The organism is Enterobacter sp. 342 (assembly GCF_036663495.1).
Taxonomy (GTDB): Bacteria; Pseudomonadota; Gammaproteobacteria; order Enterobacterales; family Enterobacteriaceae; genus Enterobacter.
In genome coordinates this window covers 13,624-29,566 of the sequence record NZ_JAWUEI010000015.1, presented here as the reverse complement: position 1 = coordinate 29,566, position 15,943 = coordinate 13,624, and the positions used below count along the sequence as shown (strand labels likewise).

The following is a 15,943-nucleotide window of genomic DNA, read 5'->3' as shown; positions in this document are numbered from 1 at the left end:
TTACTCGCTTTTTGCTTCGCCGTTCTTGATTTCACCCATCACTTTCAGCTTCTTAGAGATGTCACGACGTTCTTTAGACAGCTCAGCATTTTTGATGATGTAATCATCAACACGATCTTCGTAGTCGCTTTTCATGCTGGCAATGATGCCCTGAATAGCTTCAACGCTCATGCCTGGTTTGATGTAGTCGCTCAGGTTGTCGAGCAGCAGAACACGTTTCTGGTTGTCACGGATCTTCTTCTCAACGTCCTGGATTTCACGCTGCAGTTTGTTTTTGCGGCGGAACAGGCGGACGAATTCCAGAACATCCTGGAACGAAGGCTTGGTAGTTTCCATTTTTACACCCCTGATAATGTGAGATTCGGATTCGTTAAAGCAACCGTTGTAACATTAACCTTACTGACAGCGGCCGCGAATGACAATGAGTATATCGTTTAAAGCTATCATAACCCCAATTGCTGCTGAATCGAAGCAGCAGGCGTCACATCCGCGTTTTATTTGCGCAGCGCCCGGCAAATCAGATGTGATAACAGCTCAAGCTGTCGCGCCAGTTCCATGCTTAGCCAGACATAGCCATGAATGGGTGTTTCGGCCACGTTATCGCTCTGGCGTTCGTTGATTAACTGCTTCAGCTCCGCGACGATCTCATTCAGACGCTCGCTGTTGGCCAGTATCGGCTGCGGGTTACCTTCGTAGAGCGCATGGGCGATGGTCAGCAGTGTTTGCTGCGTCATCTGCTGGGTCTCTTTGAGAGTCTGCGCGTTAAGCATCAACAGATGGCTCGGGCGAGAAGCCCAGTGCGCGTTAATTTGCAGCTCGAGCATGCATACCAGATTGCGGCTTACCGTCTGGATAGCTTCGAAAATCGCTTTCTGAATATGAGTTTCTTTGCTGGCCGGGGTAATCAGACCGCGCATTTTGACCACATCGTTAAGGATGGTTTGCAGATGCTTTTCCAGCCGGGGTCGCTCAATCAGATTGGGAGAAAAACCTGCCTGATAGACACGGTTAAACGCAGTGACGTAGTTAGCCATCTGAATACGCCAGTGCAGGAAAGCGCGCTGCGGCCAGATACCGGTGAAAAGCATGGCCAGCAGTGACCCAAGGATGACATCCCCGCTTCGCCACAGCGCCGTGGTCATATCCCCGGCAGGGGCACCGACAACCACCGCGAGAGTGATGCCAATCAGTAGCGCCTGATAAGGCCTTTTGCCCAATGCCAGCCAACCGCACAGGAACATAGCGGCACCGCACCATGCCAGCATGACCGGAAACGAAATAAGCTCCAGCTTCAGGGCGATAAGCCCGAGTGCCGAACCTAAAACGGTCCCACCAATTCGCTCGAAGGCGCGAGGAACAACGTTTCCCCAAAACGAGATTGGCCCCATCACCACAACAAGTGTAATAAGCGGCCACGTCCCTTCCGGAACATCCAGCAAGCGGACCAGGACAAACGTCAACACAAACGCCAGCGCGATGCGACACCCATGCACCACGCGGTAATGTTTGTACAACCGAATTTCAAAAGGAGTTAATGATTTGTCGGGACGCACACCCGCTCTCCAGCTACACGGCAAACCACAATTGTACTGTGTTTTCAGCCGAGCGGATCACACTCGACTGAAAAACCCTTCATTTAGCAGGCTTAAACCGTTTTATGCTCAACGGCGATAAACATTTCGATATCCCAGTAGCCGTCTGCGTTGCCATCATTAAGATAGCGCTCGAAGCATGGTTTAGGGGCAATCTGGTATTTATTGTCCTGTAACAGGGAGTTGAAGAACTGATACCATGGGGTCGCAAAGTCGTAGTTTTCCACGCGCGCCATTGCCACGGCATAATCACCGGCCACGATTTCCGTCATCATGACGCCTTCGCTGTTTTCCGGAATAACGAAATCATCCGGTACCGTCACAGCCGTATCACAGCGCAGTTTTTCTGCCGGAACTTCATCCGGGTTATCGTAATAGACCGCAACCCACTCCAGCGGCTGAATGTGGCGACCGTCCACCCACATCACCAGCTGTTCAAAGCCCTGTTTTACCGTTTGTTCCCACGGTCCAACCAAATGAAAACCGGCAATCTTACGTTTTTGTTGCTGCTTAATGCTGTAGTCCATGCTGCCTCCACTTATTACTGTATATTTATACACTATAAAGCAGGTTTTTACTGTCCAGCAAACGAGGAGTGTTTATTATGTGAGCAGACTCGCAACCCTGCCAGTCTGCTCACAAGCATTAACAGATGTATTTAAAGTGAGTGATGAAGGTAATCGCTCAGACGAGAGAAGATACCGCCTTTATCAACGGCTTCCAGGGTGACCAGAGGCCAGTGCGCGACGACCTTATCTCGGTCATAAAGCTGAATCTCCCCAACCCGCTGATGCGCCGCAATCGGTGCTTCCAGCTCTTTTTTATCCAGCACATATTTGGCTTTGATGTTGGGGACTTCCGCTTTTGGCAGCGCCAGCCAGAAGTCCTGGTCGGTACCCAGTTTCACCTGCTCCTTATCGCCGTACCAGATACGCTCTGTACCAACTTTTTTACCGTTATGCAGGATCTGCACCGTATCGAAATTCTGCTGTCCCCAGTGCAGCAGTTTACGGGCCTGGTCCTCACGCCCTTTCGGACTGTCGGCCCCCATCACCACTGCGATTAAACGGCGCTGACCATCAACCGCGGAAGCAATCAGATTAAAACCTGCGCCCGAGGTGTGCCCCGTTTTAAGCCCATCTACGTTCATGGTTTTATCCCACAGCAGGCCGTTACGGTTTTGCTGGGTGATCCCATTCCAGGTGAGGCTCTTTTCGCTGTACATATGGTAAAAATCAGGTTCGCCATGAATGATGGCCCGGGAGAGGACGGCCAGGTCATAAGCGGAACTATGCTGTCCTGGCGCATCCAGCCCGTGAACGGTTTCGAAATGGGTGTCGCGCAGGTTCAGCTTTTGCACATAGTCATTCATCATCTTCACAAACTGCGGCTGCCCGCCCGCCACGTGATCGGCCAGTGCCACGCAGGCATCGTTACCGGAATCCACAATCAGACCACGGCTCAGGTCGCGCACGGTGACGCGATCGCCCTCTTTCAGAAACATCAGCGACGAACCGTCAAAAACCGGGTTGCCTTTTGCCCAGGCATCGCGCCCGACGGTGACAACGTCATCGGGCGAAATACGATGGCTATCAATGGCCCGATCAACCACATACCCCGTCATCAGCTTGGTCAGGCTTGCCGGATTACGTTGTTGATGTTCGTTGCCCGCCGTTAAGATTTGACCAGTCGTGTAATCCATCAGCACCCAGGAGCCAGCCTGAATAGCAGGAGGCTGCGGCGAAAAATCCAGTGGTTCGGCCGCAAAAGTAGATGAGACACTCGAAGCGAGTAAAGAAACAGCAATAAACAGACGGCGTTTCAACGGTATATCCTCAGGTCATTAAAAATCGCTGACCTTTTTACGGGAGTTCTGATGTCGTTACCTGGCTTAATTGCAAAAAAATGTGACACGCAGCCAATTTTCCGCTGAAGTCGCCTCGCAAATTTTTACCCCAGAGGCGCTTTTTATTCGGTCTGACCCGTTCGATCGTTTACCATAGTGGTGTCATTTTTTAACAGGATGGTATTACTGGTGTCTGACTCTGCCGCACGCCCGACTTTTTTGTTCCACGATTACGAAACCTTTGGCACTCACCCGGCGCTGGACCGACCGGCGCAGTTTGCCGCCATCCGTACCGACGACGAATTCAATATTATTGGCGAGCCGGAGGTCTTTTACTGTAAGCCCGCTGACGACTACCTGCCGCAGCCTGGCGCGGTCATGGTTACCGGGATTACCCCGCAAGAGGCGAGGGAAAAAGGGGTTAATGAGGCAGAGTTCGCCCGACGCATCCACGATCTGTTTACCGTCCCCAATACATGCGTGGTGGGTTATAACAACATTCGTTTTGATGATGAAGTGACGCGCAATATTTTCTATCGCAACTTCTACGACCCGTATGCCTGGAGCTGGCAGAACCGTAATTCTCGCTGGGATTTACTCGACATCATGCGCGCCTGCTACGCGTTACGTCCGGAAGGTATTAACTGGTCGGAGAATGATGAAGGGCTGACGAGCTTCAGGCTGGAACATCTGACGCGTGCCAATGGCATTGAGCACAGTAATGCCCACGATGCGATGGCAGACGTCTATGCCACCATTGCCATGGCGAAGCTGGTGAAAACCGCCCAGCCAAGGCTGTTTGAGTATCTGCTGAGCCACCGCAGCAAACAGAAATTGACCACGCTGATTGATGTGCCGCAGATGAAACCGCTGGTGCATATCTCCGGTATGTTCGGTGCCTGGCGTGGTAACACCAGTTGGGTCGCGCCGCTGGCCTGGCATCCGGATAACCGTAATGCGGTCATTATGGTGGATTTAGCTGGTGATATCTCGCCGCTGCTGGAGCTCGACAGCGATACCCTGCGTGAACGGCTATACACACCGAAAAATGAACTCGGCGATCTGCCTGCGGTACCGGTCAAACTGGTGCATATCAATAAATGTCCGGTACTGGCGCAGGCCAATACGCTGCGCCCGGAAGATGCAGACAAACTGGGCATTAACCGACAACACTGCCTGGATAACCTGAAAGTGCTGCGAGAAAACCCTCAGGTGCGTGAGAAAGTGGTCGCCATTTTTGCAGAAGCAGAACCGTTCGTTCCGTCTGAAAACGTGGATGCCCAGCTATACAACGGTTTCTTCAGCGATGCCGACCGCGCGGCGATGAATATCGTCCTGCAAACTGATCCGCGTAACCTGCCGGCGCTGGATATCACTTTCGCCGACAAGCGCATTGAAAAGCTGATGTTTAATTACCGTGCGCGTAACTACCCGGGAACCCTCGATGAAGCGGAACAGGAACGCTGGTTACAGCATCGTCGTAATGTCTTTACGCCGGAGTTCCTGCATAGCTATGCTCAGGAGCTGGAGATGCTTTATGCGCAATATGAAGGGAATGCTGAGAAACAGGCACTGTTGAAATCCCTGTTCCAGTACGCGCAAGAGATAGTCTGAATGATGGGTATAAAAAAAGCCGGAGGCGATGTCTCCGGCTTTTTTTTTATTGCGTTAAAACTCAGGCAACGTCTTCGTCGTACTGAGGAACCGGGTTGCGGAAGCTTTTTGTTACGCAGGCCAGGTAAATCAGACCGATAGCACCCCAGATCAGACCCAGAACCATAGAGCTCTCTTCCAGGTTAATCCACAGTGCGCCAACAGTCAGCGCGCCACATACAGGCAGCACCAGATAGTTGAAGTGGTCTTTCAGCGTCTTGTTGCGCTTCTCACGGATCCAGAACTGAGAGATCACAGAGAGGTTAACGAAGGTGAACGCCACCAGCGCACCGAAGTTAATCAGTGCAGTTGCTGTCACCAGGTCAAATTTAATCGCCAGCAGAGCAATAGCACCAACCAGCAGCACGTTCCATGCAGGAGTACGCCATTTCGGATGAACATAACCGAAGAAGCGAGTCGGGAACACGCCGTCGCGACCCATCACGTACATCAGACGAGAAACGCCTGCGTGTGCCGCCATACCGGACGCCAGTACGGTTACGCTTGAGAAGATCAGCACGCCCCACTGGAAGGTTTTACCTGCCACGTACAGCATGATTTCAGGCTGTGACGCATCCGGATCTTTAAAGCGAGAGATATCCGGGAAGTACAGCTGCAGGAAGTAAGAGGCACCGATGAAGATCATGCCGCCAATCAGCGCTGTCAGGAAAATCGCTTTCGGGATCACGCGCTCAGCGTCTTTGGTCTCTTCTGACAGAGAAGAGATGCCGTCAAAGCCGAGGAACGAGAAGCACAGAATCGTCGCACCGGTGATCATCGGCACAACATGCGCACCTTCAGACCAGAATGGACGCGTGCTGGTCAATGTACCTGCACCTTCACCGTGAGAAACACCGTAAATGATCAGGCCAACGATTACCGCAACAATACCCATCTGCAGAATAACAATCAGGGTGTTGAAGTTAGCCACGGTCTTGATGCTACGCAGGTTAGAGATGGTCATAAAGGCCACCAGCGCCACTACGAAGATCCACGACGGTACAGAAGGTACCAGTGCTTCAAAGTAAATTTTTGCCAGCAGAATGTTGATCATCGGCATGAACAGGTAGTCCAGCAGTGATGACCAGCCCACCATAAACCCTACCGCCGGGCTAATGGATTTCTGAGCATAGGTGTACGCAGAGCCTGCGGACGGGAAACGGCGAACCAGTTTACCGTAGCTCAGCGCAGTAAAGAGAATAGCGACCAGCGCAAAGGCATACGCCGTTGCAACGTGACCGTCAGTGAGGCCTGATACGATACCGAATGTATCGAACAGCGTCATTGGTTGCATATAGGCCAGGCCCATCATAACAACCGGAATCAACGTAAGTGTTTTACGTAATTCCACGCGAGAGGTGTTTGGAGTTGCGTTATGCGACATAGTTATTCTCCTTTACGGTGATAACCGCCACGTAAGCGAAAAATTGCCCCATTTCTTTATTCCTCAGCGACAACAACTGTCGGATTTTAGTAAATATCTATCCGGTACGAAGCCCGGCCTCTTGGTTTTTAGTTTCGTTTCGTACATGCAAAAAAAAATAACCGACGCCTTTTATATCGTCGATTATTCATTTGGTTGCAGCGGCCGCATTTTGCCCCACATCGGATACAAAAGGCAATACTTTGCAATGCCCTGGGTGATTTTCTTTTTGCTAACTGGCTGATTTCTCGACGCTGGCCTGAGAGTAAACGGCAGCGATAGCACTATTTGCTAAAATCTCGTCTCGCCACCAGCTGCTTGCCAGTCCAGAGGTTTGTTCATTCCAGCCCACCCACGCTGATTCATTACTGCTTTGAGCAAGCACCTGTTTTTCAACCAGCGCACCGCTATCAATAAACCGCTGCGCAAGATAACGAGGCAAATAGCCGCAACCCAGACCACTGATTTGCAATTCCAGCTTGGTTTTAAAGTCAAAAACGGTAATGGCTTCCTGCTCATCAAGTAATTGCGAGGAAACCGCACACTCTGGCCGTGAACTGTCCCCCACTACAATCGCACGGTAGCCTTTAATAACCCGGCGATTAATAGGCTCTGGTTCCTGAGCAAGCGGATGATGCGGCGCAACGGCGAAAACCTGCTCCAGCACGCCCAGACGGGCAAAACCAAAATCACTCAACTGCGGAGGTTCATGGAGTGCACCGACGAAAATATCCGCCCTTCCCTGGGTTAACGCATCCCAGGAACCGCCCAGCACACCGTTTATAAAGATAAGCCGGGTCACGCTGTGGTGTTGATAAAATGCCTCAATCAGCGGCGTAAGAAGCGAAAACGGAAAGGTATCATCGACTCCTATAACCAGCTCATTTTCCCATCCCTGATGAAGTTTGATGGCCTGTTTTTCCAGTTCGCGAACGGTATGGAGGACTTCACGTCCTTTTTCCAGCAGCATCTGCCCGGTACGGGTAAAACGTGCGCGGTGCCCGGAGCGATCGAGGATCTGAATATTGAGATCGCTTTCCAGTTTTTGAACGGTGTAGCTCAGCGCCGAAGGGGTTTTGTAGAGCTTTGCTGAGGCGGCTGCAAAGCTCCCTTCTTTTTCCAGTGCATCCAGAATAATAAGAACATCAAGCAGCGGTTTCATGCTCGCCCCCTTCTGGTGTGCGATCGTCTCCGCTGCGAGACTTATTCCATGGGCATCACCAGCGGATCGGGATATTGATACTCAAACCCCAGCTCATGACAAATGCGATTGCCATCAACAATTTTGCCTTTACTTTCATCCTTTGTCTCACCAAAAACCGGCGGAGCCAGGCCCAACTGACGTGCCATAAGCGGGTAAAACGTACTACGCGTAGGATGAGAAGGTGCACATATATTATAGATGTGTCCACCTTTGGGAGCCTGTAAGAGTAGCTCAATTGCGCCAATAACATCGTCAAGGTGCACAAGATTGACAACATGTTGCCCGTCTGGCGCTGACTTCCCGGCAAAAAAACGTCCTGGATGACGCCCTGGCCCCACCAGACCCGCCAGACGGATGATATCAACCTGCGTGCCAGGGAGATTATGCAGCCAGTCTTCCAGCTCTTTCAGTACCTGGCCGCTCGCGGTAACAGGATTGCGCCCGGAGCTCTCTTTCACCACACCTTCGACATCTCCATAGACTGACGTCGAGCTGGTAAAGATAATGCGCGGAACATGGTGTGCCAGCGCACTGTCGACAATTTCCTGCATCGCCTGCAAATAAAACGACTCACCCGGGCCACTGCGCCGCGCGGGTAGCGTAATCACCAGCGCATCGACGTTCATCAGCGTGTCCAGATCGTCAGCATCACACACCAGCTCGGGTTCCAGACGCAGTTCGACACCATCAATACCGCACATGCGCGCTGCTTCTACCCCATCCGCCGTGGTTTTGCTCCCGGTCACTTGCCAGCCTTTCGCGGCTAATGACATCGCCAGCGGCATTCCCAGCCATCCTAAACCGACAATCGCGACCTTTTTCATGCGAATTCTCCTGACTCGTACTCGTCTTTCATAAGGCTACGCCAGCCCGGCAGAACACACAATTCATAGCATCAATATGAAATGAATTAATGATCAAAAAAAGCCCTTGCAATATGTTGCACAACTGGTTTAGGTTAAAAGGCATCAAATGAATAAGCATTCATCGAGAATTTATATGACACGCGTTCAATTTAAACACCACCATCATCACCATCATCCTGACTAGTCTTTCAGGCGATGTGTGCTGGAAGACGTTTGGATCTTCCAGTGGTGCATGAACGCATGAAAAAGCCCCCGGAAGATCTTCTTCCGGGGGCTTTTTTTTGGACCAAATTCAGACAGGTTAAAACAGGTTAACGAGGAATAAAGAATGTTAGATAACTCACGTTTACGCATAGCTATTCAAAAATCAGGTCGTTTGAGTGACGATTCACGCGAACTGCTGGCCCGTTGCGGGATCAAAATTAACCTGCACACCCAGCGCCTGATTGCTCTGGCTGAAAACATGCCCATCGACATTCTGCGTGTGCGTGATGACGATATCCCAGGCCTGGTGATGGATGGCGTCGTTGACCTCGGCATCATCGGTGAAAACGTGCTGGAAGAAGAACTTCTCACTCGCCGTGCACAAGGCGAAGACCCGCGTTACTTCACCCTGCGTCGTCTGGACTTCGGCGGTTGCCGCCTGTCACTGGCAACGCCGGTCGATGAAGCCTGGGACGGCCCGGCTGCACTGAACGGCAAACGTATCGCCACCTCCTACCCTCACCTGTTAAAGCGTTACCTGGATCAAAAAGGTGTGCAGTTTAAATCCTGTCTGCTGAATGGCTCTGTTGAAGTCGCACCGCGTGCGGGTCTGGCGGACGCCATCTGTGACCTCGTCTCTACTGGCGCAACGCTGGAAGCGAACGGCCTGCGCGAAGTGGAAGTTATCTACCGCTCAAAAGCCTGCCTGATTCAGCGTGACGGCGACATGGCCGATGCCAAGCAGCAGCTGATCGACAAACTGCTGACCCGTATTCAGGGCGTGATCCAGGCACGTGAATCCAAATACATCATGATGCACGCGCCAACCGAGCGTCTGGATGAAGTGATTGCTCTGTTACCGGGTGCCGAGCGCCCAACCATCCTGCCACTGGCGGGCGATCAGCAGCGCGTGGCGATGCATATGGTCAGTAGCGAAACCCTGTTCTGGGAAACCATGGAAAAACTGAAGGCGCTGGGGGCAAGCTCAATCCTGGTGCTGCCAATTGAGAAGATGATGGAGTAACGGCCATGGGTTTTAACACAATCATCGACTGGAATAATTGTAGCGACGCACAACAACGTGAGTTGCTGATGCGCCCGGCGATTTCCGCCTCCGAAAGCATTTCACGCACCGTAGCGGAGATCCTTGAGAACGTCAAAGCCCGTGGCGATGACGCGCTGCGTGAATACAGTGCCAAATTTGATAAGACTGAGGTGGGCGCACTGAAGGTTACCGAACAGGAAATCATTGATGCCAGTGATCGTCTGGGTGATGACATCAAGCAGGCGATGGCCGTCGCGGTGAAAAACATTGAGACCTTCCACACCGCACAAAAGCTGCAAACTGTGGATGTTGAAACCCTGCCTGGTGTGCGTTGCCAGCAGGTGACCCGCCCGGTAGCGTCCGTTGGGCTGTATATCCCTGGCGGTTCGGCTCCACTGTTCTCCACCGTATTGATGCTGGCTACCCCGGCGCGTATCGCGGGTTGTCAGAAAGTGGTGCTCTGCTCTCCGCCACCGATTGCCGATGAGATCCTCTACGCAGCAAAGCTGTGCGGCGTACAGGCGGTCTATAAAGTGGGTGGCGCACAGGCGATTTCCGCCCTTGCGTTTGGCACCGAATCCATTCCAAAGGTCGACAAAATTTTTGGCCCGGGCAACGCCTTCGTGACCGAAGCCAAGCGCCAGGTCAGCCAGCGTCTGGACGGTGCAGCAATCGACATGCCTGCCGGTCCGTCTGAGGTGCTGGTCATTGCCGACAGCGGCGCAACGCCGGACTTCGTCGCGTCCGACCTGCTGTCTCAGGCGGAACACGGCCCTGACTCGCAGGTCATTCTGTTGACGCCGGATGCCGATATGGCAACACGCGTCGGTGAAGCCGTTGAGCGCCAGCTTGCTGACCTGCCCCGCGCCGAAACGGCACGTCAGGCGTTAGCCGCCAGCCGTCTGATTGTGGCGCGCGATTTGGCGCAGTGTATAGCCATCTCTAATCAGTACGGCCCGGAGCACCTGATTATTCAGACCCGAAATGCACGCGACCTGGTCGACAGCATCACCAGCGCAGGTTCGGTTTTCCTGGGTGACTGGTCACCGGAATCCGCGGGTGATTACGCCTCCGGCACCAACCACGTTCTGCCGACGTATGGTTATACCTCAACCTGTTCAAGCCTCGGCCTGGCGGATTTCCAGAAACGCATGACTGTGCAGGAGCTGTCCCGCGAAGGGTTTGCCTCACTGGCGTCCACCATTGAGACACTGGCTGCTGCTGAACGCCTGACCGCCCACAAAAATGCCGTTACGCTGCGCGTTGCAGCCCTGAAGGAGCAAGCATGAGCATTGAAGAATTAGCCCGTGAAAATGTCCGTCAACTGACTCCGTATCAGTCTGCACGTCGTTTAGGTGGTAAAGGTGATGTCTGGCTGAACGCTAACGAATTCCCGACAGCGGTCCAATTTGAGCTTTCTCAGCAAACCCTGAACCGCTACCCGGAGTGTCAGCCAAAGGCCGTTATCGAAAACTACGCGCAGTACGCGGGAGTGAAGCCGGAGCAGGTGCTGGTTAGCCGTGGAGCCGATGAAGGTATTGAGCTGCTGATCCGTGCCTTCTGCGAGCCGGGTAAAGATGCGGTGATGTACTGCCAGCCTACCTACGGCATGTATAGCGTCAGCGCGGAAACCTTCGGCGTGGCGTGTCGCAACGTCCTTTCTCTCGACAACTGGCAGCTGGATCTGCAGGGCATTGCCGATAATCTCGATGGTGTAAAGGTGGTGTTTGTCTGTAGCCCAAACAACCCGACCGGACAGATTATCAACCCGCAGGACATCCGTACCCTGCTGGAGATGACGCGTGGGAAAGCCCTGGTGGTCGCTGACGAAGCCTACATTGAGTTCTGCCCGCAGGCGACGCTGACAGGCTGGCTGGAAGAATATCCGCACCTTGTCGTGCTGCGTACATTGTCGAAAGCCTTTGCCCTCGCCGGTCTGCGCTGTGGATTCACGCTGGCCAATAAAGAGGTCATCGACCTGCTGTTGAAAGTGATCGCCCCTTACCCGCTTTCGACGCCAGTTGCCGATATTGCAGCACAGGCGCTGACCCCACAGGGGATCAACGCGATGCGCGATCGTGTGGCGCAAATCCTGGAGGAACGTCAGTATCTGGTGACCGCTCTGAAGAATATCCCGTGCGTGGAGCAGGTGTTCGATTCGGAAACCAACTACATCCTGGTGCGTTTCACTGCATCCAGTGCCGTATTTAAATCTTTATGGGATCAGGGCATTATCTTACGAGACCAGAATAAACAACCTTCCCTGAGCGGCTGCCTGCGCATTACCGTAGGCACCCGCGCAGAGAGCCAGCGCGTGATTGACGCCCTGAAAGCGGAGAAAGTATGACCCAGAAGATCCTTTTTATCGATCGTGACGGCACCCTTATTTCGGAGCCACCAGCCGATTTTCAGGTCGATCGTTTTGACAAGCTGGCTTTTGAAGCGGACGTGATCCCCGTACTGCTTAAGCTGCAAAAAGCCGGGTATAAGCTGGTGATGATCACCAATCAGGACGGTCTGGGTACCGACAGCTTCCCGCAGGCGGACTTTGACGGCCCACATAATCTGATGATGCAGGTATTAACCTCACAGGGTGTGGTCTTTGATGAAGTGCTGATTTGCCCACACATGCCGGCCGATGAGTGCGACTGCCGTAAGCCGAAAGTGAAACTGGTGGAGCGCTATCTGGCGGAAGATTTGCTGGATAAAACTAACAGCTATGTCATCGGCGATCGCATCACCGATATTACGCTGGCGGAAAATATGGGCATCGTGGGGCTGCGCTATGACCGTAACGGTCTTAACTGGGCGAAAATTGGTGAGCAGCTAACAAAACGTGACCGCTATTCCCACGTTGAACGTAACACCAAAGAGACGCAGATTGATGTGAAGGTCTGGCTGGATCGCGAAGGCGGCAGCAAGATCCACACAGGTGTGGGATTCTTCGACCATATGCTGGATCAGATTGCCACCCACGGCGGTTTCCGCATGGAAATTACTGTAAAAGGCGACCTTTATATTGACGATCACCACACCGTGGAAGATACCGGCCTGGCGTTAGGTGAAGCCCTGAAGCTGGCGCTCGGTGATAAACGTGGCATCAACCGTTTTGGTTTTGTCTTGCCGATGGACGAGTGCCTGGCGCGTTGCGCCATGGATATCTCCGGACGTCCGCACCTGGAATATAAAGCCGATTTCACCTACCAGCGTGTGGGCGATCTCAGCACCGAAATGGTTGAGCACTTCTTCCGTTCATTGTCCTACACCATGGGCCTGACGTTGCACCTTAAGACCAAGGGCAAAAACGACCACCACCGTGTGGAGAGTCTGTTCAAGGCTTTTGGCCGTACCCTTCGCCAGGCGATCCGCGTGGAAGGTGACGCCCTGCCTTCATCGAAAGGAGTGCTGTAATGAATGTGGTGATTCTGGATACCGGATGCGCCAACCTGAACTCCGTGAAATCGGCGATTGCGCGTCATGGCTATGAGCCGGTGGTGAGCCGTGACCCGGACGTGGTGCTGCGCGCCGACAAACTCTTTTTACCGGGCGTGGGAACCGCACAGGCCGCGATGGATCAGATTCGCGAACGCGAGTTGGTCGATCTGATCAAAGCCTGTACCCAGCCAGTTCTGGGCATTTGCCTGGGTATGCAGATCCTGGGCCGCCGCAGTGAAGAGAGCAACGGCGTCGACCTGTTGGGCATTATTGAAGAAGACGTGCCGAAAATGAACGACCACGGCCTGCCTTTGCCGCATATGGGCTGGAACCGCGTTTACGCCAAAGCAGGTGATCGGTTATTTCGCGGCATTGAGGATGGCGCGTATTTTTACTTCGTGCACAGCTACGCCATGCCAGTGAATCCGTACACCATCGCTCAGTGCAATTATGGTGAAGCGTTTACCGCAGCGGTGCAGAAAGATAACTTCTTCGGCGTGCAGTTTCACCCGGAACGCTCTGGCGCCGCAGGCGCGCAGCTGCTGAAAAACTTCCTGGAGATGTGATGATTATTCCCGCTTTAGATTTAATTGACGGCACGGTTGTTCGTCTTCATCAGGGCGATTACGGGCAGCAACGTGACTACGGGAACGACCCACTGCCACGTCTGCAGGATTACGCGGCTCAGGGTGCAGAAGTGCTGCACCTGGTGGATCTCACGGGCGCGAAAGACCCGGCGAAACGCCAGATCCCGCTACTCAAAAAGCTGGTCGCTGGCGTGAATGTCCCCGTTCAGGTAGGTGGTGGCGTGCGCACTGAAGAAGACGTTGCGGCTCTGCTTGAAGCTGGTGTGGCGCGCGTTGTCGTTGGCTCTACCGCCGTAAAAGACCCCGAAATGGTCAAAGGCTGGTTCCGCCGTTTCGGTGCGGATGCGCTGGTACTGGCGCTGGATGTGCGTATCGACGAACAGGGCCGCAAACAGGTTGCGGTGAGCGGCTGGCAGGAAAACTCTGGTGTGACGCTGGAAGAACTGGTTGCTATTTATCAGCCCGTTGGCCTGAAGCACGTACTGTGCACTGATATCTCCCGCGACGGCACACTGGCGGGCTCTAACGTCTCGCTGTATGACGAGGTCTGTGCACGTTTTCCGCAGGTGGCTTTCCAGTCGTCCGGCGGAATTGGTGATTTAGCTGACATCGCCGCGCTGCGCGGTACCGGTGTGCAGGGCGTGATCGTTGGACGCGCCCTGCTGGAAGGAAAATTTACTGTGACGGAGGCGATTCAATGCTGGCAAAACGGATAATCCCTTGCCTGGACGTGCGCGATGGCCAGGTGGTGAAAGGCGTGCAGTTCCGCAACCACGAGATCATTGGCGACATCGTCCCGCTGGCAAAACGCTATGCTGATGAAGGGGCTGACGAGCTGGTGTTTTACGATATCACCGCCTCCAGCGATGGCCGAGTGGTCGATAAAAGCTGGGTAGCACGCGTAGCAGAAGTGATCGATATTCCATTCTGCGTGGCGGGTGGGATTAAATCAGCTGAAGACGCGGCCAAAATTCTCTCGTTTGGTGCCGACAAGATTTCCATCAACTCCCCTGCCCTGGCAGACCCGGAGCTGATTACTCGCCTGGCCGATCGCTTTGGCGTGCAGTGCATTGTCGTTGGGATCGACACCTGGTATGACGACGCAACGGGCAAATATCACGTTAACCAGTATACCGGTGATGAAAGTCGAACCCGAGTGACCCAATGGGAAACCCTCGACTGGGTGCAGGAAGTGCAGAAGCGTGGCGCGGGCGAGATTGTCCTCAACATGATGAACCAGGACGGGGTGCGTAACGGTTATGACCTCGAACAACTGAAAAAAGTGCGTGCGGTTTGCCACGTCCCGCTGATCGCCTCCGGAGGCGCGGGCACCATGGAACACTTCCTGGAAGCCTTCCGCGATGCAAACGTCGATGGCGCACTGGCGGCGTCCGTGTTCCACAAACAGATTATTAATATTGGTGAATTAAAAACGTACCTGGCCAGCCAGGGCGTGGAGATCAGGGTATGTTAACAGAGCAACAACAGGCACAGCTGGACTGGGAAAAAACGGACGGACTACTGCCCGTGGTTGTCCAGCATGCCGTTTCCGGCGAAGTATTGATGCTGGGGTATATGAACCAGGACGCCTTAGCCAAAACCGTCGAGACCGGTAAAGTTACCTTCTTCTCGCGCACCAAACAGCGTCTGTGGACCAAAGGGGAAACCTCAGGTCATTTCCTGAATGTGGTCAGCATTTCGCCGGATTGCGATAACGATACCCTGCTGGTTCTGGCAAACCCAATTGGGCCAACGTGCCACAAAGGAACCAGCAGCTGCTTCGGTGAGGCTAGCCACCAGTGGCTGTTCCTTTACCAGCTTGAGCAGCTTCTGGCTGAACGTAAAACGGCGGACCCTGAGAGTTCTTATACCGCGAAGCTGTACGCCAGCGGCACCAAGCGTATTGCGCAGAAAGTGGGAGAAGAAGGTGTTGAGACTGCGTTGGCCGCGACGGTGCATGACCGCGAGGAACTGACCAATGAAGCGTCTGATTTGATGTATCACCTGCTGGTGCTGCTGCAGGATCAGGAGCTGGATTTGACGGCAGTGATAGAGAATCTTCGTAAGCGTCATAAATAAAAAACCGGG

The 15,943-nt window shown here is 53.5% G+C and carries 18 protein-coding genes and 1 other annotated feature; of the genes, 10 read left to right on the top strand and 8 right to left on the bottom strand.

What is annotated here, in order from left to right; translation table 11 throughout:
* The 4 genes from V6E55_RS13740 to dacD form a co-directional block, all read right to left on the bottom strand.
* Nucleotides 1-336 (bottom strand): DUF496 family protein, encoded by a 336-nt coding sequence (locus tag V6E55_RS13740; protein ID WP_008499467.1) that lies wholly within the window; start codon nucleotides 334-336, stop codon nucleotides 1-3.
* Between the two features lie 158 nt (nucleotides 337-494).
* Complete coding sequence (locus V6E55_RS13735) at nucleotides 495-1,553, bottom strand: FUSC family protein (RefSeq protein ID WP_114977808.1); 1,059 nt, start codon at nucleotides 1,551-1,553, stop codon at nucleotides 495-497.
* Nucleotides 1,554-1,645: 92 nt separating this feature from the next.
* Nucleotides 1,646-2,119, bottom strand: a complete 474-nt coding sequence (sbmC, locus tag V6E55_RS13730) for a DNA gyrase inhibitor SbmC (protein ID WP_049008318.1) — start codon at nucleotides 2,117-2,119, stop codon at nucleotides 1,646-1,648.
* Between the two features lie 131 nt (nucleotides 2,120-2,250).
* A complete protein-coding gene (gene dacD, locus V6E55_RS13725; RefSeq protein ID WP_316943082.1) occupies nucleotides 2,251-3,417 on the bottom strand; it encodes a serine-type D-Ala-D-Ala carboxypeptidase DacD in 1,167 nt (388 codons plus the stop codon).
* A 198-nt stretch (nucleotides 3,418-3,615) separates the two neighbouring features.
* Here dacD and sbcB point away from each other — a divergent pair, with 198 nt between their 5' ends.
* Nucleotides 3,616-5,052, top strand: a complete 1,437-nt coding sequence (gene sbcB / locus V6E55_RS13720; protein ID WP_410493454.1) for an exodeoxyribonuclease I — start codon at nucleotides 3,616-3,618, stop codon at nucleotides 5,050-5,052.
* A gap of 61 nt (nucleotides 5,053-5,113) precedes the next feature.
* Here sbcB and V6E55_RS13715 read toward each other — a convergent pair whose 3' ends face one another.
* The 4 genes from V6E55_RS13715 to V6E55_RS13700 all read right to left on the bottom strand — a co-directional run bounded on the left by V6E55_RS13715 (nucleotide 5,114) and on the right by V6E55_RS13700 (nucleotide 8,542).
* The gene (locus V6E55_RS13715; protein ID WP_165383577.1) at nucleotides 5,114-6,475 is read right to left on the bottom strand and encodes an APC family permease; all 1,362 of its coding nucleotides are present in this window, start codon (nucleotides 6,473-6,475) and stop codon (nucleotides 5,114-5,116) included.
* Nucleotides 6,465-6,527: a membrane protein YoeI gene (gene yoeI, locus V6E55_RS13710; protein ID WP_099458931.1), complete on the bottom strand. Its 63-nt coding sequence runs from the start codon at nucleotides 6,525-6,527 to the stop codon at nucleotides 6,465-6,467. The genes V6E55_RS13715 and yoeI overlap by 11 nt, the downstream gene beginning before the upstream one ends.
* Before the next feature lie 219 nt (nucleotides 6,528-6,746).
* Nucleotides 6,747-7,676, bottom strand: a complete 930-nt coding sequence (locus V6E55_RS13705) for a LysR substrate-binding domain-containing protein (RefSeq protein ID WP_316943081.1) — start codon at nucleotides 7,674-7,676, stop codon at nucleotides 6,747-6,749.
* A gap of 41 nt (nucleotides 7,677-7,717) precedes the next feature.
* On the bottom strand, nucleotides 7,718-8,542 hold the full coding sequence (locus V6E55_RS13700) for an SDR family oxidoreductase (RefSeq protein WP_316943080.1): 825 nt from the start codon (nucleotides 8,540-8,542) through the stop codon (nucleotides 7,718-7,720).
* Between the two features lie 175 nt (nucleotides 8,543-8,717).
* Between V6E55_RS13700 and hisL the strand changes: the two genes are divergently transcribed.
* The 9 genes from hisL to hisIE all read left to right on the top strand — a co-directional run bounded on the left by hisL (nucleotide 8,718) and on the right by hisIE (nucleotide 15,934).
* Nucleotides 8,718-8,768: a his operon leader peptide gene (gene hisL / locus V6E55_RS13695; protein WP_001364200.1), complete on the top strand. Its 51-nt coding sequence runs from the start codon at nucleotides 8,718-8,720 to the stop codon at nucleotides 8,766-8,768.
* Nucleotides 8,744-8,867: a sequence feature (His leader region), on the top strand. Its footprint overlaps the gene before it by 25 nt.
* Before the next feature lie 45 nt (nucleotides 8,868-8,912).
* The gene (gene hisG, locus V6E55_RS13690) at nucleotides 8,913-9,812 is read left to right on the top strand and encodes an ATP phosphoribosyltransferase (protein ID WP_028018500.1); all 900 of its coding nucleotides are present in this window, start codon (nucleotides 8,913-8,915) and stop codon (nucleotides 9,810-9,812) included.
* 5 nt (nucleotides 9,813-9,817) lie between these two features.
* Nucleotides 9,818-11,122, top strand: coding sequence for a histidinol dehydrogenase (gene hisD, locus V6E55_RS13685; RefSeq protein ID WP_316943079.1), 1,305 nt, complete (start codon nucleotides 9,818-9,820; stop codon nucleotides 11,120-11,122).
* Nucleotides 11,119-12,180 carry a histidinol-phosphate transaminase gene (gene hisC, locus V6E55_RS13680; protein WP_316943078.1) on the top strand — a complete coding sequence of 354 codons (1,062 nt, stop codon included), beginning with the start codon at nucleotides 11,119-11,121 and terminating at the stop codon, nucleotides 12,178-12,180. The genes hisD and hisC overlap by 4 nt, the downstream gene beginning before the upstream one ends.
* A complete protein-coding gene (gene hisB, locus V6E55_RS13675; protein WP_316943076.1) occupies nucleotides 12,177-13,244 on the top strand; it encodes a bifunctional histidinol-phosphatase/imidazoleglycerol-phosphate dehydratase HisB in 1,068 nt (355 codons plus the stop codon). Before hisC ends, hisB begins: the two co-directional genes overlap by 4 nt.
* Nucleotides 13,244-13,834 carry an imidazole glycerol phosphate synthase subunit HisH gene (gene hisH, locus V6E55_RS13670; RefSeq protein WP_114977799.1) on the top strand — a complete coding sequence of 197 codons (591 nt, stop codon included), beginning with the start codon at nucleotides 13,244-13,246 and terminating at the stop codon, nucleotides 13,832-13,834. Before hisB ends, hisH begins: the two co-directional genes overlap by 1 nt.
* Entirely contained in the window at nucleotides 13,834-14,571 is a 738-nt protein-coding gene (gene hisA / locus V6E55_RS13665) for a 1-(5-phosphoribosyl)-5-[(5-phosphoribosylamino)methylideneamino]imidazole-4-carboxamide isomerase (protein ID WP_114977798.1), read from the top strand. The genes hisH and hisA overlap by 1 nt, the downstream gene beginning before the upstream one ends.
* Nucleotides 14,553-15,329 (top strand): imidazole glycerol phosphate synthase subunit HisF, encoded by a 777-nt coding sequence (hisF, locus tag V6E55_RS13660; RefSeq protein WP_316943075.1) that lies wholly within the window; start codon nucleotides 14,553-14,555, stop codon nucleotides 15,327-15,329. The genes hisA and hisF overlap by 19 nt, the downstream gene beginning before the upstream one ends.
* Nucleotides 15,323-15,934: a bifunctional phosphoribosyl-AMP cyclohydrolase/phosphoribosyl-ATP diphosphatase HisIE gene (gene hisIE, locus V6E55_RS13655; RefSeq protein ID WP_316943072.1), complete on the top strand. Its 612-nt coding sequence runs from the start codon at nucleotides 15,323-15,325 to the stop codon at nucleotides 15,932-15,934. The genes hisF and hisIE overlap by 7 nt, the downstream gene beginning before the upstream one ends.
* Nucleotides 15,935-15,943 lie beyond the last annotated feature (9 nt).